This is a genomic window from Streptomyces sp. NBC_01433 (assembly GCF_026340105.1).
Taxonomy (GTDB): domain Bacteria; phylum Actinomycetota; class Actinomycetes; order Streptomycetales; family Streptomycetaceae; genus Streptomyces.
Genome location: NZ_JAPEPM010000001.1, coordinates 3,504,094 through 3,520,291, shown reverse-complemented (window position 1 = coordinate 3,520,291; position 16,198 = coordinate 3,504,094). Strand labels below are relative to the sequence as shown.

Genomic DNA, 16,198 nt, shown 5'->3' with positions numbered 1-16,198 from the left:
CGACGGAGGACCCAAGCAACCGTGGATGCGCAAAGCCGTGGGCGGGCGGACGATATCGACCCCGCAGACCAGTGGGTACTGAACCCGCACACCGGCAACTACGAACTGCGACTGGACCAATCCGCAGGGGAGTCGTCCGGCACACCGCGGGTGGCGGGACCCCGCGGATCGGGCCGTGCGGACGGGTCCGCCCGGAGCGCCTCGCGTGACGGGTCGGGACGCCGGGGGCAGCGCGCGGGCGACGACACCGAACCGGCGGACGCTCCGCGCCGCGAGGTGCCGGGACAGCGCAGCCGCCGTTCGTCGCAGGGCGGCCGCGGTCAGGAGACCGCCGCGGCGGGCGCCGGCCGCCGCAAGCGCAAGTCCCCCAAGGCCCGCAGAAAGAAGGCACTGCTGTGGACGGGCGGGGTGATGGCGTTCGTCGTCGTCGCCGGCTCGGCCGGAGCGTACGCCCTCTACCAGCACTTCAACGGCAACCTCAACTCGGTCGACGTGGGTAACGCGGGCAGCAAGAACGTCATCGCCGACGGCCCGATGAACATCCTGATCATCGGCACCGACAAGCGCACCGGCAAGGGCAACGAGGGATACGGCGACAAGGGCAGCACCGGCCACGCCGACACCAACATCCTCTTCCACGTCTCCGACGACCGCACCAACGCGACGGCGATGAGCATCCCGCGTGACCTGATGACCCCGATCCCCGACTGCGAGACGAAGCAGGAGGACGGCTCGACCAAGGTCATCCCGGGCACCCCGAACGAACGCTTCAACACCAGCCTGGGCCAGGAAGGGCGCGACCCCGGCTGCACCATGCGGACGGTCAAGGAGATCACCGGCATACAGGTCGACCACTTCATGATGGTCGACTTCAACGCGGTCAAGGAGCTGTCCACCGCGGTCGGCGGCGTCAAGGTCTGCATGGCCAAGCCGATCGACGACCCGAAGTCGCACCTCAAGCTGCCCCAGGGCGAGTCGACGGTCCAGGGCGAGGAGGCACTCGCCCTGCTGCGCACCCGGCACAGTTTCGGCAATGAGAGCGACCTCGACCGGATCAAGGTGCAGCAGCAGTTCCTCGGCTCGATGATCCGGCAGATGAAGTCGGACGACACCCTGACCAGCGCCCCGAAGCTGTACAAGCTGGCGGACGCGGCCACCAAGGCGCTCACGGTCGACTCCGGCATCGGCAGCGTGAAGAAGCTGACGAGCCTCGCCCAGGAGATCGGCAAGGTCGACACCAAGAACATCACCTTCGTGACCATGCCGGTGATCGACAACCCGGCCGAGCCGACCCCGATCACCGTCGTACCGGCGCCCGAGAAGGCCGAGGCGCTGTTCGCGATGATGCGCTCGGACACCTCGCTCACCGAGGTCAAGAAGCAGAAGAAGGCCGCCAAGAGCAAGCAGGCGAAGCTCCTCAAGGGCCCGAAGGCCGATGCGGCCGACGTACGCGTGGATGTCCTCAACGGCGGCGACATCGCCGGGGCCGCGGGCTCCACGGTGACCTGGCTCCAGAACGACAAGGGCGTACTGAAGTCCACCAACAAGGCCAACGCCCCGGCCAAGATCGACAAGACGACGCTCGCGTACGCGCCCAATCAGGCCGACCAGGCGCGCGCGCTCGCCGAGATGATGGGGCTGCCCGCCGCGGCCCTGAAGAAGGGCACCACCGACGCCGAAGGACTGCAGGCGATGGTGCTGACCCTGGGGGCGGACTTCGAGGGCGCGGGGAAGCCCATCACCGGTCCGGCGAAGGCGCCGGCCGACATCCAGAGAGCAAGCGCCGACAAGGCGGAATGCGCCAAGTGACACCGGGTCACCGCGCTACAGCACGAGTCTGAGCAGCAGGGGGGTCCGGTGGGACGCAGCAGCACGCCCGGGGAGGGGACGCGACCACGCGTCCGGCACGCCGATCAACTCGGCTGGGACGAGAGTCTCTACGAGGGGGACGGCGAGAGCGGCAAGGGGAACAGGAGCGGCGGCAGGAGCCGGGGCCGGGGCACCGGCGGGGGTGAACGGCCCGGCGGGGGCGATGGTCCCGGCAGGGGCGACGGCTCCGGCGGCCATGGTCCCGGCGGAGGCGACAGTTCCGGCACGCCCGAGAGCGGGCACCGGCACGGAGGACCCAATCGCCGCAGCCGACGTGCGGCCAAAGGCGGCAAACGGCGCATACTGCGCTGGGTCGCGTCCGTGCTCGCGCTGCTGATACTCGGTACCGGTGGCGCCGGATACCTCTACTACCAGCACCTCAACGGAAACATCAAAAAAGAGGACCTGACGCTCGGCGACAAGAAGATGGCCGATCACAAGGCCAACGCCGCCGGTCAGACCCCGCTGAACATCCTGCTCATCGGTTCCGACGCGCGGGACTCCAAGGAGAACCAGAAGCTGGGCGGCGCGAAGGAGACCTTCGGCGCTCCGCCGCTCGCGGATGTGCAGATGCTGCTCCATCTCTCCGCGGACCGCAGCAATCTCTCGGTGGTCAGCATGCCGCGCGACACGATGCTGAAGATGCCCAAGTGCACCGACCCCAAGACGGACAAGGTGTATCCGGCCAGCACCGGGAACGTACAGACCAACGAGAGTCTGGGCCGCGGTGGCCCCGGCTGCACGGTGGCCACCTGGTACGAGCTCACCGGCATCACGATCGACCACTTCATGATGATCGACTTCGCGGGTGTGGTCTCGATGGCCGACGCGATCGGCGGCGTCCCGGTCTGCGTCGACGCCAACATCGAATCGCGCTCCAGCGACGGCAAGGGCTCGGGGCTGAAGCTGAAGAAGGGCACCACGTCCGTCAAGGGCAAGCAGGCCCTCCAGTGGCTGCGCACCCGGTACGGCTTCGAGGACAACACCGACCTCGGCCGCGCCAAGGCCCAGCACCAGTACATGAACTCGATGGTCCGCGAGCTGCGCAAGGGCACCAAGCTGACCGACCCCGCGAAGCTGATGAACCTCGCCGAGGCCGCCACGAACGCGCTGACGGTCGACAAGGGCCTCGACACGGTCAAGAAGCTGTACGACCTGGCCGAGGAGCTCAAGAAGGTCCCGACCAAGCGCATCACCATGTCGACCATGCCGAACGTGTACGGCACGGGGACGCTCAGCGGCCGGGTGTTCCCCAAGGCGGGCGACGCGGAGCAGCTGTTCCGGATGGTGCGCGAGGACATCCCGCTCGACGGCAAGGCGTCCAAGCGGAAGGCCACGGTCACCAAGGACCCGTCCGCCCCGGTCGGCGAGATCGCGGTCAGCGTGCGCAACGCGACCCGTACCGACACCCTCGGCCCGGCCGGGGGGCGCGCCGGTGCGGTGCAGAAGCAGCTCAAGGACGCGGGCTTCGCGAAGACCACGGTCGACTCGCAGAACGTGACCGGCGCCGCGCGGACCGGAATCCTGTACCCGAGCGCCGATATGGAGGGTGACGCGCAGGCGGTCGCCAAGGCGCTCGGCATCCCGGTCTCGCTGGTGAAGAAGTCGACCGATGTCTCGGGCATCTCGCTGGCGGTGGGAGCCGACTGGCGGGAGGACGGGGCCTACCCCGCGCCCAAGGGCCAGGAGAAGACCCCGGACTCGGCCGAGGCGCTCAACGGCGAGGAAGAGGCGTGCATGAAGGTCAACCCGAACTACGTCTGGTCCTGACCGGCCGGAACGGAACGACGGGAGGGGCCCCACCGCGATCGGTGGGGCCCCTACCGTCGTCAGCGGTGACGAAGCCCGCCGGGCCCGGTCAGCGGTGACGAAGTCCACCGAGCCCGGATCCCGGGCCCGGACCGGCCCCGGCCCGGCCCGGAGCGCGCCGCGGACAGGCCGCGCGCCGCGTCAGACCGTCTGCCGGGGTGCCGCCGGGCGGCGGCTGGCGATGACCTTCCTCGCCAGGGAGCGCGGGCTGGTGAGGAAGCCGTAGCCCCAGGACATGTGCATGGTGGCCAGCGCGAGGGGGATCTGCGCGCGGGCCTTCATCGGCAGTCCCTTCCCGGCGGGCAGCGACCCGGCGACGATGGCCGCCACGTAACCGGCCGGGACGACGAAGGCCCACGGGGTGACGGCGGCGCCCACCACGATGCCCGCCGCGATGGCGCAGACGGCGGTCGGCGGGGCCAGGTAGCGCAGGTTGATCGAGCCCGCGTGGTAGCGGGCGACGACGTGGCGCCAGCGGCCGTAGTCCTTGTACTGCTTGGCGAGCGCCTTGATGGAGGGGCGCGGGCGGTACTGGACCTTCAGCTCGGGCGAGAACCAGATCAGGCCGCCCGCCTCGCGGATACGGAAGTTCAGCTCCCAGTCCTGGGCGCGGATGAACTCCACGTTGTAGCCCTCCGCCCGCTCCAGGGCCTCGCGGCGGAAGACTCCCAGGTAGACCGTCTCGGCCGGGCCCGCCTGGCCGCCCGTGTGGAAGGCCGCGTTGCCGACGCCGATCTTCGAGGTCATCGCGGCGGCGACGGCGTCCTCCCAGGCGTTCTCGCCCTCGGCGTGCATGATGCCGCCGACGTTCTGCGCCCCGGTCTCCTCCAGCAGCCGGACCGCGGTCGCGATGTAGTTCGGCGAGAGCATCCCGTGCCCGTCGACGCGCACCACCACGGGGTGGCTGGATGCCTTGATCGCGGCGTTGAGGGCGGCGGGGGTGCGTCCGGTGGGGTTGGGGACGGTGTGGACCCGGGGGTCCTCCGCGACGAGTTCCGCGGCGATCTCGTCGGTGCGGTCCGTGGAGGGGCCGAGTGCGATCACGACCTCCATCTCACCGGCGTACTCCTGCTCCAGGATGTGCCGGATCGCGTTCCTGAGATGGCGTTCCTCGTTGAGTACCGGCATGATCACGGAGACGGCGGGGTGCTGCGCGGCAGGCATGTGGTCCTCGGGTGGTCCTGGGGGCGCCAGGGGTTCCGCACCCCGGGAGGCGTCGTTATTCGGCCGCCACGTTACCGCGAATGGGGGATAGCGGCGTGCCCCGCCGGGTTACGGCCCATTGTGCAGATCGTATGGGCCTATGGTGCGAACGGTCCCCCTTGCACCGCGGAGGTGTCCCCCCGTGCCCACGCCTCACCGATCGTCCCGATCGCCGCGCCCCCGCACCACTCCCCCGCAGCGCAGACCACCCGGGCCACCCCGGACCCGGAAGCAGGACGAGCGGCCCCGCTGGGGCATGCGGGTGGCCACGGGTCTCTCCGTGCTCGTGCTCGGCGCGGGCGGCATCGGCCATGCGGTGATGAGCGGTCTGGAAACCGGAATCGACCGCGTCGACCCCTTCAAGGACATGAAGAACCGGCCCGCGGCGGGGCACGGCATGAATCTGCTCCTGGTCGGGACCGACGGCCGGGACAAGATCACCGAGGCCGAGAAGACGAGGTACCGGCTGGGCGGCGCCCCCTGCCACTGCACCGACACGATCATGCTGGTCCATCTGTCGGCCGACAAGGAGCGGGCGAGCGTCGTCAGCCTCCCGCGCGACAGTTACGCCGAGATCCCCGCCCACACCGATCAGAACACGGGCACGCACCACGCCACCCACCCGGTGAAACTGAACGCCGCCTACGCGGAGGGCGGACCGAACCTGACCGTACGGACCGTCGAGCACATGACCGGTGTCAAGGTCGATCACTATCTGGAGGTCGACTTCACCAGCTTCATGAAGACGGTCGACGCCGTGGGCGGGGTGAAGATCTGTACGGCCGGGCCGATGAAGGACTCGTACACCGGTCTCGACCTGGCCGCGGGCACCCATGAACTGGACGGCGGCCAGGCCCTTCAGTACGTACGCTCCCGGCACATCGACGGGGCCTCCGACCTGGGCCGGATGCAGCGCCAGCAGAAGTTCATCGCGGCGCTGATCAAGCAGGCGACCAACAGCGGAGTGCTGCTGAACCCGGTGAAGTTCCAGCGGGTCTCCTCCTCGATGCTCGGCTCGGTCCGGGCCGACAAGGGGTTCGGTACGGAACAGATGCTGATGCTCGGCAAGGCGATGCGCGGCTTCAGCCCGGCCTCGTCGGAGTTCACCTCCGTACCGGTCGGGAACGTCAGCTTCCCGGTCAAGGGCATCGGTTCCACCGTGCAGTGGGACGCGAAGAAGTCGAAGAAGCTGTTCCGGGCGCTGCGCGAGGACAAGCCGCTCGCCGCGCGCAAGGTGGGCGGTCCGCAGCAGCCGAAGGGGGCGCTCGTCGATGTGGCGCCGCAGCAGATCCGGGTGCAGGTCTACAACGGGACCCCGAAGGACGGCTTCGGCAAGGAGATGGACGACGCGCTGCGCGCCACCGGCTTCGACACCACCCGCACCCCGCTCAACGGGGAGCTGCGCGACCTGAAGCGGACGCTGGTGACGTTCGACCCCCGGTGGGACCGGTCGGCGAGGTCCCTGGCCGCCGCACTGCCGGGGAGCGAGCTGAAGGCGGTGCCGGGGCAGGGCGGCACGATGAAGGTGACGGCGGGCTCGGACTTCGGCACGGTGCAGCGGGTACGGGCGGAAAACCCGCAGCAGGGCAAGTTCGGCGCGGTGACGGGGGACGAGGTCGTCTGCCCGTGACGGTGACGGCGGGCTGGTGCGGTGGCCGCGGACGTTCACCGGGTTACGCCGCCTACGGCGACGCCCTGTCCTCGATCGCCGGACGGGCTTGAAAGATCGAGCCCGTCGGCCATGCGCTCAGACGTCGATGCCGTCGGCCACGCGCCTCTCGCGCAGTTCCTTGATCGCGCGGCGCCGGGCCAGCCGGTGCGTACGCCGGATCTGGGCCTCCTGGTAGCGCCGCTTGTCGCGCTCCGTCTCGGGGATCACAGGCGGTACGGCGCGCGGCTTGCCGTCCCCGTCGACCGCCGCGAACACCAGATAGGCGCTGCCGACCTGCTGGGCGGGGGTCGACTCGTTCCAGCGCTCGGCCATCACCCGGACCCCGACCTCCATCGAGGAGCGGCCGGTCCAGTTCACCTGTGCGCGTACGTGAACGAGGTCGCCGACGCGGACCGGCTCCAGGAAGACCATCTCGTCCATCGACGCGGTCACGGCCGGTCCGCCGGAGTGCCGGCCGGCCACGGCGCCCGCCGCGTCATCGACCAGTTTCATGATCACGCCACCGTGCACCGTACCCAGCAGGTTGGTGTCGTTTCCGGTCATGATGTGGCTGAGGGTCGTCCGGGATGCCGCGGTCGACTTGCCCGGAATCTCGCCCTCCGGGCGCGGAGCCTGATCTGTCATGCCCTCCACCTTATGCGCGGGCTTGGGCAGCGCGGAATGCATCAGCTTCGCAACAGCCCTGGACCGATTTCCCTTACACCCTGTAATACCGATGGGCCGGGACGGCACACTGGTCGGCATGAACGATTGGCCCGATCGACGGACCGGCGACCGCAGCGACCGCTACGGGCAGGGCAGCTCAAGCCCCCAGCCCGAGAGTGCCCGCGCGATGCCGCACATCCAGCGTCGACCGGCCCCGCCGCGGGCACCGCAGGTACCGCCGCAGGGCCAGGGGTACGACGACCGCTACGGCGGCCGCGAAGGTGATTCCGCCTACGACAACGGTTACAACACGGGCCAGGTCTACGGCGGCGGCAACGGCTCCGGCCACGGCGGCGGACGGCGCGGCAGCGGTGGCGGGGGCGACGGCGGTTACGTCCAGGGCCGCCCCGCTCCCGACTGGCGTCGGCGGATCAAGATCGGCGCGCTGACCCTGGTGGTCGTCGTGCTCGCCGTCTCCATCTCCACGTACTTCTGGGCCGACTCCAAGCTGAAGCGCGAGGTCGACCTCTCCAAGGTCATCGAGCGGCCCGAGGGCGGCGACGGCACGAACTACCTGATCGTCGGCTCCGACAGCCGCGCGGGGATGACCGCCGAGGACAAGAAGAAGCTCCACACCGGTTCCGCCGAGGGCAAGCGGACCGACTCGATGATGATCCTGCACGACGGGTCCAACGGCCCGACGCTGGTCTCCCTGCCGCGTGACTCGAACGTCGAGATCCCCTCCTTCGTGGGCTCCGAGTCGGGCAAGAAGTACCCGGGCACGGGCCGCACGAAGAAGCTGAACGCCGCCTATGCCGAGGACGGCCCCGAACTGCTGGTCCGGACCGTCGAGTTCAACACCGGGCTACGCATCGACCACTACGTCGAGATCGGCTTCGGCGGCTTCGCCAAGATCGTGGACGCGATCGGCGGGGTGGAGCTGGACATCCCCAAGGCGTTCAAGGACAAGAAGTCCGGCGCCGACTTCCAGGCGGGCAAGCAGACGCTGAACGGCGAGCAGTCCCTCGCCTTCGTCCGCACCCGGTACGCGTTCGCGGGCAGCGACCTCGACCGTACGAAGAACCAGCAGAAGTTCCTCGCGGCGCTGGCGAGCCAGACGGCGACCCCGTCCACGATCATCAACCCGTTCAAGCTGTACCCGACGATGGGCGCGGGCCTGGACACCCTGATCGTCGACAAGGACATGTCGCTCTGGTCCCTGAGCCAGATGTTCTTCGCGATGAAGGGCGTCACGGGCGGCGACGGTACGTCGATGAACATCCCGATCTCGGGCAGCATCGGCGGGAACCTCGTCTGGGACAAGGAAAAGGTCAAGCAGCTCGTCCAGCAGCTGAAGAACGACGAGAAGGTCACCGTCACCGGTAACTGACGGCCGACGGCGCGGTGGGGGGCGGCTGACCGCCCTCCCGGACGCCGCCGACAGGAGAGGGGCGCCCCGTGGGGACGCCCCTCTCGCCGTGACTGCCCAGCGACTGCCCGAGTGCCGCGGCAGGAGTGCGCTGCGGCTGGAGTGCTACGGGGCAGGAGCGCTACGGCAGGTTGCGGGCCATCACGATCCGCTGGACCTGATTCGTGCCTTCATAGATCTGCGTGATCTTCGCGTCGCGCATCATCCGCTCCACCGGGTAGTCCCGCGTGTAGCCGTAGCCGCCGAGCAGCTGGACCGCGTCCGTGGTGACCTCCATCGCCACGTCGGAGGCGAAGCACTTGGCCGCGGCGCCGAAGAACGTGAGGTCGCTGTCGAGGCGCTCGGACTTCGCGGCCGCCGCGTAGGTGAGCTGCCGGGCGGCCTCCAGCTTCATCGCCATGTCGGCGAGCATGAACTGGACGCCCTGGAAGTCGGCGATCGGCTTGCCGAACTGCTTGCGCTCCTTGACGTAGCCCTTGGCGTAGTCCAGGGCGCCCTGGGCGATTCCGATGGCCTGGGCCGCGATCGTGATGCGGGTGTGGTCCAGGGTCTTCATCGCGGTGGCGAAGCCGGTGCCCTCCTCGCCGATCATGCGGTCGGCGGGGATCCGGACGTTGTCGAGGTAGACCTCGCGGGTCGGGGAGCCCTTGATGCCGAGCTTCCGCTCCGGGGCGCCGAAGGAGACACCCTCGTCCGACTTCTCGACGACGAACGCCGAGATGCCCTTGGAGCGCTTGGCCGGGTCGGTGACGGCCATGACCGTGTAGTACTCGGAGACGCCCGCGTTGGTGATCCAGCGCTTCACCCCGTTGAGGACCCAGAAGTCACCGTCGCGGACGGCCTTGGTCTTCATGCCCGCCGCGTCCGATCCCGCGTCCGGCTCGGAGAGGGCGTACGAGAACATCGCGTCGCCCTTGGCGAGCGGGCCCAGGTACCTCTTCTTCAGCGCCTCGGAGCCGGAGAGGATCACCGGGAGCGAGCCCAGCTTGTTCACGGCCGGGATGAGGGAGGAGGACGCGCAGGCGCGGGCCACCTCCTCGATCACGATGACCGTGGCCAGCGCGTCCGCACCGGCGCCGCCGTACTCCTCCGGGACGTGGACGGCGTGCAGGTCCGAGGCGACCAGAGCGTCCAGCGCCTCCTGCGGGAAGCGGCCCTCCTCGTCCACGGCTGCGGCGAACGGGGCGATCTTCGCCTCGGCGAGCGAACGGATCGTTTCGCGGAGCATGTCGTGCTCCTCGGCCGGACGGTACAGGTCGAATTCGGTCGAACCCGCCAAGACGCTCACTCCCCAAGGTGCTAACTACCGTTAAGTAACCCAATTTTAGTGGTCAGCCCGCTCGATGGACTACGCGCATGACACGTGAGCTTCACGACAGGGGTGGGGCACAGAGGGCATTCCAGGCAAAAGGAGACGGGCAATTCCGCGGCCGGAGGGCCCGACTATGCTCGGCTCCGCACGCCCGTCCGTATCTTCCAGGAGCACTTCATGGCCCTCAGGATCACTGTGATCGGCACCGGCTACCTCGGTGCCACCCATGCCGCGGCCATGGCGGAGCTGGGCTTCGAAGTCCTCGGCCTCGATGTCGTGCCGGAGAAGATCGAGCTGCTCTCGGCCGGCCGGGTGCCGATGTACGAACCGGGGCTCGAAGAGATCCTCCAGAAGCACGTCGAGGGCATCGAGGGCTCCACCGGCCGGCTGCGGTTCACCACCTCCTGGGAGGAGGTGGGCGCCTTCGGCGACGTGCACTTCGTCTGCGTGAACACTCCGCAGAAGCACGGCGAGTACGCCTGCGACATGAGCTATGTGGACAGTGCCTTCGAGTCGCTCGCGCCCCAGCTCACCCGGCCCGCCCTCGTCGTCGGGAAGTCGACCGTGCCGGTGGGCTCCGCCGCCCGGCTCGCGGCCCGGCTCGCGGAGCTGGCGCCGGTGGGCGCGGCTGCGGAGCTGGCCTGGAATCCGGAGTTCCTGCGCGAGGGCTTCGCCGTGAAGGACACCCTGCACCCCGACCGGATCGTGGTCGGCGTGGAGAGCGAGAGCGCCGAGAAGCTGCTGCGCGAGGTGTACGCGGTACCGGTCGCCGAGGGGTCGCCGTTCGTGGTGACCGACTTCCCGACCGCCGAACTGGTGAAGACCTCCGCCAACTCGTTCCTGGCGACCAAGATCTCGTTCATCAACGCCATGGCCGAGGTCTGCGAGGCCGCCGACGGCGATGTGGTGAAGCTGGCCGAGGCCATCGGGCACGACGAGCGGATCGGCAAGAAGTTCCTGCGGGCCGGGATCGGGTTCGGCGGCGGCTGTCTGCCCAAGGACATCCGGGCGTTCATGGCGCGCGCCGGTGAGCTGGGCGCGGACCAGGCGCTGACCTTCCTCCGCGAGGTCGACTCCATCAATATGCGGCGCCGCGGCCACATGGTGGAGCTCGCCCGGGAGGCGGTGGGCGGCGATTCCTTCCTGGGCAAGCGGGTGGCGGTGCTCGGCGCGACGTTCAAGCCGGACTCCGACGACGTACGCGACTCCCCCGCGCTGAACGTGGCCGGGCAGATCCACCTCCAGGGCGGCCAGGTCACGGTCTTCGACCCCAAGGGCATGGACAACGCCCGGCGGCTGTTCCCGACGCTCGGTTACGCGGACTCGGCGCTGGACGCGGTGCGCGGCGCGGATGTGGTGCTGCACCTCACGGAGTGGCGCGAGTTCCGCGAGCTGGACCCGGCGGTGCTGGGCGAGGCCGTGACCCACCGGATCATCCTGGACGGCCGCAACGCGCTGGACAGCGAGGTGTGGCGCGGGGCCGGCTGGACGTACCGGGCGATGGGCCGCCCGAGGGCCTGAACCGGCGGCACGGCCCTACGCGCGCCTGGCGCGGTAGGTACGCATCTTGGCGCGGGCCCCGCAGACCGACATGGAGCACCAGCGGCGCCGCCCCGCCGGGCTGCGGTCGTAGTAGACCCAGTGGCAGTCCTCCGCCTCGCACGCCTTGAGCCGCATCCAGGTCCCGTCGGCCACCGCGGCGGCGACGGACTGCGCGACACCGGCGGTGAGGGCGGCGAGGGCCGCGGAGTCCGGGGACTCGACGGCGGGCCGGAGCGCCGCCGCGCCCGTGGCGTCGACCGTCACCCGCAGGGGCGCGGCGGCCAGCAGTTCGTCGAGCGGGGGCGGCTCCGGGGCGCCTTCGGGCAGCCGGTGGCCCGCGTGGGCCAGACAGGCGCGGCGCAGCGCCTCGCGCAGGTCCCGGGCGCCGGGCGCCTCGGCCTCGGTGAGGCCGAACGTGGCGCGGCCGTCCGCCGTGTCGAGGGTGTCGACGCCGGTCTCGATGTTCAGCGTGTTGACCAGGTCCTCGATCAGGACGAGTGCTCCGGGTGCCGCTGCCCTCTCATTCATGGTTGCGACGTTACCCCCAATGCCGCAGCATGAAGTAACGGTTGCCGTCCAAGCCCGTCCGCCGGTAACTCCCTCGACGCCTGGAGGAGAAGCATCATGGCCATCGCCACGTTGGGCACCGTCGTACTGGACTGCCCCGATCCTGCCGCGCTCGCCGGTTTCTACGCCGCCGTGCTGGGCGGCACCTTCGAGCACCTTGAGGGCGACGGGGACGAGTGGGTGGAGCTCACCGGAGGTGCGGGCACCCCGCTCGCGTTCCAGGCCGCACCCGGCTACGTACCGCCGCGGTGGCCGAGTCCGGAGGGGTCCCAGCAGTTCCATCTGGACCTGACCGTGACGGACCTGGACGCGGCGGAGCGTGAGGTGCTCGCCCTGGGGGCGCGGGTGCTGGACGCGGCGGACCGAAAGCGGTCGTTCCGGGTGTACGCGGATCCCGCCGGTCACCCGTTCTGTCTCTGCGCGGGCTGACGGCTGAGGGGGCCGAGGGGTTGAGGGGCACACCCTCCCACCGTTTGCGGGGGTACGGACCCGATCCGGACCCGTACCCCGCAGAACAGAGTCAGACGACCGGGCCGTCCAGCTCGTCGATCGTGGCGTGGGACGGGCCGCGCCGGGTCTGGAGGTCCCGCGCGACAGCTTCCGCGTCGCGCAGTACCCGTACCGCGTTCCGCCAGGTCAGCTTGGCCAGGTCGGTGTCGGACCAGCCTCGGGCGAGGAGCTCGGCGATCAGGTTCGGGTAGCCGGAGACGTCCTCCAGGCCGCGCGGGAGGAACGCCGTGCCGTCGTAGTCGCCGCCGATGCCGATGTGATCGATACCGGCGACCGTCCGCATGTGGTCGAGGTGGTCGGCGATCGTCCCCACGGTGGCCACCGGGCGGGGGTAGGACGCCTCGAAGTCCTCGTGGACGCGCATGGCCTGCGGGGTGGTGTCGAGGTGGTGCATCCCGTGCTCGCGCATGTTCCGGTCGGCGGCCAGGGTCCAGTCGCCGGCTTCGGGCAGCACGAACTTCGGGACGAACGTCGCCATGGCGATGCCGCCGTTGCGCGGGAGCGCGGCCAGCACGTCGTCGGGGATGTTGCGCGGGTGGTCGCAGACCGTCCGGGCGGAGGAGTGCGAGAAGATCACCGGCGCGGTGCTGGTGGCGAGCGCGTCCCGCATCGTGGTGGCCGCGACATGGGAGAGGTCGACCAGCATGCCGACGCGGTTCATCTCCCGTACGACCTCGTGGCCGAACTCCGAGAGGCCGCCGATGCGCGGGGTGTCGGTCGCCGAGTCCGCCCAGTCGATGTTGTCGTTGTGGGTCAGCGTCATGTAGCGGACGCCGAGGGTGTGCAGGGCCCGCAGGGTGCCCAGCGAGTTGTTGATCGAGTGGCCGCCCTCGGCGCCCATCAGGGAGGCGATCCGGCGCTCGGCGCGGGCGAGCTCCATGTCGTCGGCACTCAGCGCGCGCCGCAGCTGCGTGGGGTAGCGGGCGATCAGCTCGGCGACCACGTCGATCTGTTCGAGGGTGGCGCTGACCGCCTGGTCGCCGCGCATGTCCGTGCGGACGTAGACCGACCAGAACTGGGCACCGACGCCACCGGCGCGCAGCCGGGGGATGTCGGTGTGCAGGAGACCGGTCTGGCTGACGGCGATGTCCCGTGCGTTCAGGTCGTAGCCGACCTGTTCGCGCAGTGCCCACGGCAGATCGTTGTGGCCGTCGACGACGGGGTGGGCGGCGAGGAGCTCCCGGGCCCGGTCCAGGTAGTCCATCGGGCGCCTACTTTCCGAAGCCGAAGGAGTCGGAGCCCTCGACCTTGGACCTCAGCCGCTTGCCCTTCTCGGTGGCCTGTTCGTTGAGTTCCCGCTGGAACTCCCGCATCCGGGCCAGCAGCTCGCTGTCGTGGGTGGCGAGGATCCGGGCTGCGAGCAGGCCCGCGTTGCGTGCGCCGGCGACCGAGACGGTGGCGACGGGGACCCCGGCGGGCATCTGCACGATGGAGAGCAGGCTGTCCATGCCGTCCAGGTACTTCAGCGGGACCGGTACGCCGATGACGGGCAGCGGGGTGACGGACGCCAGCATGCCGGGCAGGTGGGCCGCGCCGCCCGCGCCCGCGATGATCGCCTTCAGCCCGCGGCCGTCCGCCTGCTCGCCGTACGCGATCATTTCGCGCGGCATGCGGTGGGCGGAGACGACGTCGACCTCGTACGGGATCCCGAACTCGTCGAGCGCCTTCGCGGCCGCCTCCATCACGGGCCAGTCGGAGTCCGAGCCCATGACGATGCCGATGACGGGTGAGGTACCCGAGGAGGTTCCGGTGCGGGGGGAAGTCATTCGGTGATCGTTCCTCGCAGGTAGTCGGCCGCGTGCCGGGCGCGCTCCCGCACGTCCGCCAGATCGTCGCCGTAGGTGTTGACGTGTCCGACCTTGCGGCCGGGCTTCACGTCCTTGCCGTACATGTGGATCTTGAGCTGCGGATCGCGGGCCATGCAGTGCAGGTACGCCTGGTACATGTCCGGGTAGTCGCCGCCCAGGACGTTGCACATGACCGTCCAGGGGGCGCGCGGGCGCGGGTCGCCGAGCGGCAGGTCGAGGACGGCCCGTACGTGGTTGGCGAACTGCGAGGTGATCGCGCCGTCCTGGGTCCAGTGCCCGGAGTTGTGGGGGCGCATCGCCAGTTCGTTGACGAGGATGCCGGGCTTCCCGTCCGGTCCCCGGACCTCGAACAGCTCGACCGCGAGGTGGCCGACGACGCCGAGCTCGGCCGCGATCCGGAGGGCGAGCTGTTGGGCCTCGCCCGCCAGCTTCTCGTCGAGACCGGGGGCGGGGGCGATGACCGTGTCGCAGACACCGTCGGTCTGTATCGACTCCACGACCGGGTAGGCGACGGCCTGGCCGTGCGGCGAGCGGACGATGTTGGCCGCCAGCTCCCGTACGAAGTCGACCTTCTCCTCCGCCAGGACCGGGACCCCGGCCCGGAACGGTTCGGCGGCCTCCGCCTCGGAGCGGACCACCCACACGCCCTTGCCGTCGTAGCCGCCGCGCACGGTCTTCAGGACGACGGGGAAGCCCCCGGCCTCCTCGGCGAAGGCCGCGGCGTCGGCCGGGTCGCTCACGATGCGGTGGCGGGGGCAGGGCACACCGATCTCCATGAGCTTGGCGCGCATCACCCCCTTGTCCTGGGCGTGGACCAGGGCATCGGGGCCGGGGCGCACGGGGATGCCGTCCGCCTCCAGGGCCCGCAGATGCTCGGTCGGGACGTGCTCGTGATCGAAGGTGATCACATCGCAGCCCTGCGCGAAGGCACGCAGCGTCTCCAGGTCGCGATAGTCGCCGATGACGACTTCGCCGACCACCTGGGCGGCCGAGTCCTGAGGAGTGTCACTGAGGAGCTTGAATTTCAGGCCGAGGGGGATACCCGCCTCGTGGGTCATACGGGCGAGCTGACCGCCGCCGACCATGCCGACTACCGGGAACGTCACGCCTCCAGGGTATCCGCCGTCCAGGTGCTCCCCCGACGCCGTCCGGCTCCGCCCGGCTCCGTCTGCTCCTCATGGGCATCACACGGGAGGGCTGGTTAGCATGACGGGGTTGACCACACCTACGGACGGGGCTGAGCGATCACCATGAGCGAACGGGGCGCACTGCGGACCCGGCTTGATCTGCTGGCCCGGGAGGTCGCCAAGTTCGGCGCGGTCGGCGCGTTCGGCCTGCTGGTCAATATCGCGGTCTCCAACCTGATCTGGCGCACCACGGACATCCCGGTGGTGCGGGCGGGACTGATGGGGACCTGCGTCGCCATCCTCTTCAACTACGTGGGCTTCCGTTACTGGACCTACCGGGACCGCGACAAGACCGGCCGGACCCGCGAGCTGATGCTGTTCCTGCTGTTCAGCGCGGTGGGCGCGGTCATCGAGACCGGTGTGCTGTACCTGGCGACGTACGGCTTCGGCTGGAACAGCCCGGTCCAGAGCAATGTCTTCAAGATCCTCGGCATCGGGATCGCCACCCTGTTCCGCTTCTGGTCCTACCGCACCTGGGTGTTCAAGGCGCTGCCTGCCGAGGAGGCCGTGCTCAGCCCGGAGAAGTTTCTGGAGCAGCGAGGACCGTCCGACCCGATGACGCCGGCTGCCCCGGCTGCCCCGGCTGCCCCGGTGAAGACGTCCGGCTTGGTGACGCCCTCCGCCCCGGTGACGCCGTCCGGCCCC

13 protein-coding genes and 1 pseudogene are annotated in these 16,198 nt (G+C 69.9%); 7 read left to right on the top strand and 7 right to left on the bottom strand.

The genetic code is table 11. The features are described from left to right. The first annotated feature begins 21 nt into the window (after positions 1–21). Together OG413_RS16030 and OG413_RS16025 are read left to right on the top strand one after the other, a co-directional pair. Positions 22–1,809 carry an LCP family protein gene (locus OG413_RS16030; RefSeq protein ID WP_266806188.1) on the top strand — a complete coding sequence of 596 codons (1,788 nt, stop codon included), beginning with the start codon at positions 22–24 and terminating at the stop codon, positions 1,807–1,809. A 360-nt stretch (positions 1,810–2,169) separates the two neighbouring features. Then, entirely contained in the window at positions 2,170–3,639 is a 1,470-nt protein-coding gene (locus OG413_RS16025; protein ID WP_323137915.1) for an LCP family protein, read from the top strand. A 180-nt stretch (positions 3,640–3,819) separates the two neighbouring features. Here OG413_RS16025 and OG413_RS16020 read toward each other — a convergent pair whose 3' ends face one another. After that, positions 3,820–4,842: a glycosyltransferase family 2 protein gene (locus OG413_RS16020; RefSeq protein ID WP_266806185.1), complete on the bottom strand. Its 1,023-nt coding sequence runs from the start codon at positions 4,840–4,842 to the stop codon at positions 3,820–3,822. Between the two features lie 295 nt (positions 4,843–5,137). Here OG413_RS16020 and OG413_RS16015 point away from each other — a divergent pair, with 295 nt between their 5' ends. Next, positions 5,138–6,511, top strand: coding sequence for an LCP family protein (locus tag OG413_RS16015; protein WP_266810178.1), 1,374 nt, complete (start codon positions 5,138–5,140; stop codon positions 6,509–6,511). Between the two features lie 117 nt (positions 6,512–6,628). Here OG413_RS16015 and OG413_RS16010 read toward each other — a convergent pair whose 3' ends face one another. Next, a complete protein-coding gene (locus OG413_RS16010) occupies positions 6,629–7,177 on the bottom strand; it encodes an acyl-CoA thioesterase (RefSeq protein ID WP_266806183.1) in 549 nt (182 codons plus the stop codon). Between the two features lie 118 nt (positions 7,178–7,295). Here OG413_RS16010 and OG413_RS16005 point away from each other — a divergent pair, with 118 nt between their 5' ends. Then, complete coding sequence (locus OG413_RS16005; RefSeq protein ID WP_266806181.1) at positions 7,296–8,588, top strand: LCP family protein; 1,293 nt, start codon at positions 7,296–7,298, stop codon at positions 8,586–8,588. A gap of 160 nt (positions 8,589–8,748) precedes the next feature. Here the strand turns inward: OG413_RS16005 and OG413_RS16000 are convergent, their stop codons facing one another. Beyond that, positions 8,749–9,906 carry an acyl-CoA dehydrogenase family protein gene (locus OG413_RS16000; RefSeq protein ID WP_266806179.1) on the bottom strand — a complete coding sequence of 386 codons (1,158 nt, stop codon included), beginning with the start codon at positions 9,904–9,906 and terminating at the stop codon, positions 8,749–8,751. Between the two features lie 210 nt (positions 9,907–10,116). Here OG413_RS16000 and OG413_RS15995 point away from each other — a divergent pair, with 210 nt between their 5' ends. Then, entirely contained in the window at positions 10,117–11,460 is a 1,344-nt protein-coding gene (locus OG413_RS15995; RefSeq protein WP_266806178.1) for a UDP-glucose/GDP-mannose dehydrogenase family protein, read from the top strand. Between the two features lie 15 nt (positions 11,461–11,475). Here OG413_RS15995 and OG413_RS15990 read toward each other — a convergent pair whose 3' ends face one another. Continuing rightward, positions 11,476–12,009, bottom strand: coding sequence for a CGNR zinc finger domain-containing protein (locus OG413_RS15990; protein ID WP_266806176.1), 534 nt, complete (start codon positions 12,007–12,009; stop codon positions 11,476–11,478). A 96-nt stretch (positions 12,010–12,105) separates the two neighbouring features. Here OG413_RS15990 and OG413_RS15985 point away from each other — a divergent pair, with 96 nt between their 5' ends. After that, entirely contained in the window at positions 12,106–12,477 is a 372-nt protein-coding gene (locus OG413_RS15985) for a VOC family protein (protein ID WP_266806174.1), read from the top strand. Between the two features lie 91 nt (positions 12,478–12,568). On the opposite strand, the gene OG413_RS15980 is transcribed toward OG413_RS15985, so the two are convergent. The 3 genes from OG413_RS15980 to OG413_RS15970 are packed head-to-tail and all read right to left on the bottom strand — an operon-like array spanning position 12,569 to position 15,496. Then, on the bottom strand, positions 12,569–13,762 hold the full coding sequence (locus OG413_RS15980) for a dipeptidase (protein WP_266806172.1): 1,194 nt from the start codon (positions 13,760–13,762) through the stop codon (positions 12,569–12,571). A gap of 7 nt (positions 13,763–13,769) precedes the next feature. Then, entirely contained in the window at positions 13,770–14,324 is a 555-nt protein-coding gene (gene purE / locus OG413_RS15975; protein WP_266806170.1) for a 5-(carboxyamino)imidazole ribonucleotide mutase, read from the bottom strand. After that, on the bottom strand, positions 14,321–15,496 hold the full coding sequence (locus tag OG413_RS15970; RefSeq protein WP_266810177.1) for a 5-(carboxyamino)imidazole ribonucleotide synthase: 1,176 nt from the start codon (positions 15,494–15,496) through the stop codon (positions 14,321–14,323). The genes purE and OG413_RS15970 overlap by 4 nt, the downstream gene beginning before the upstream one ends. Before the next feature lie 120 nt (positions 15,497–15,616). On the opposite strand from OG413_RS15970, the pseudogene OG413_RS15965 reads away from it, so the two are divergent. Then, positions 15,617–16,117 (top strand): annotated as a pseudogene (locus OG413_RS15965) (GtrA family protein); the annotation flags it as partial. Between the last annotated feature and the right edge of the window lie 81 nt (positions 16,118–16,198).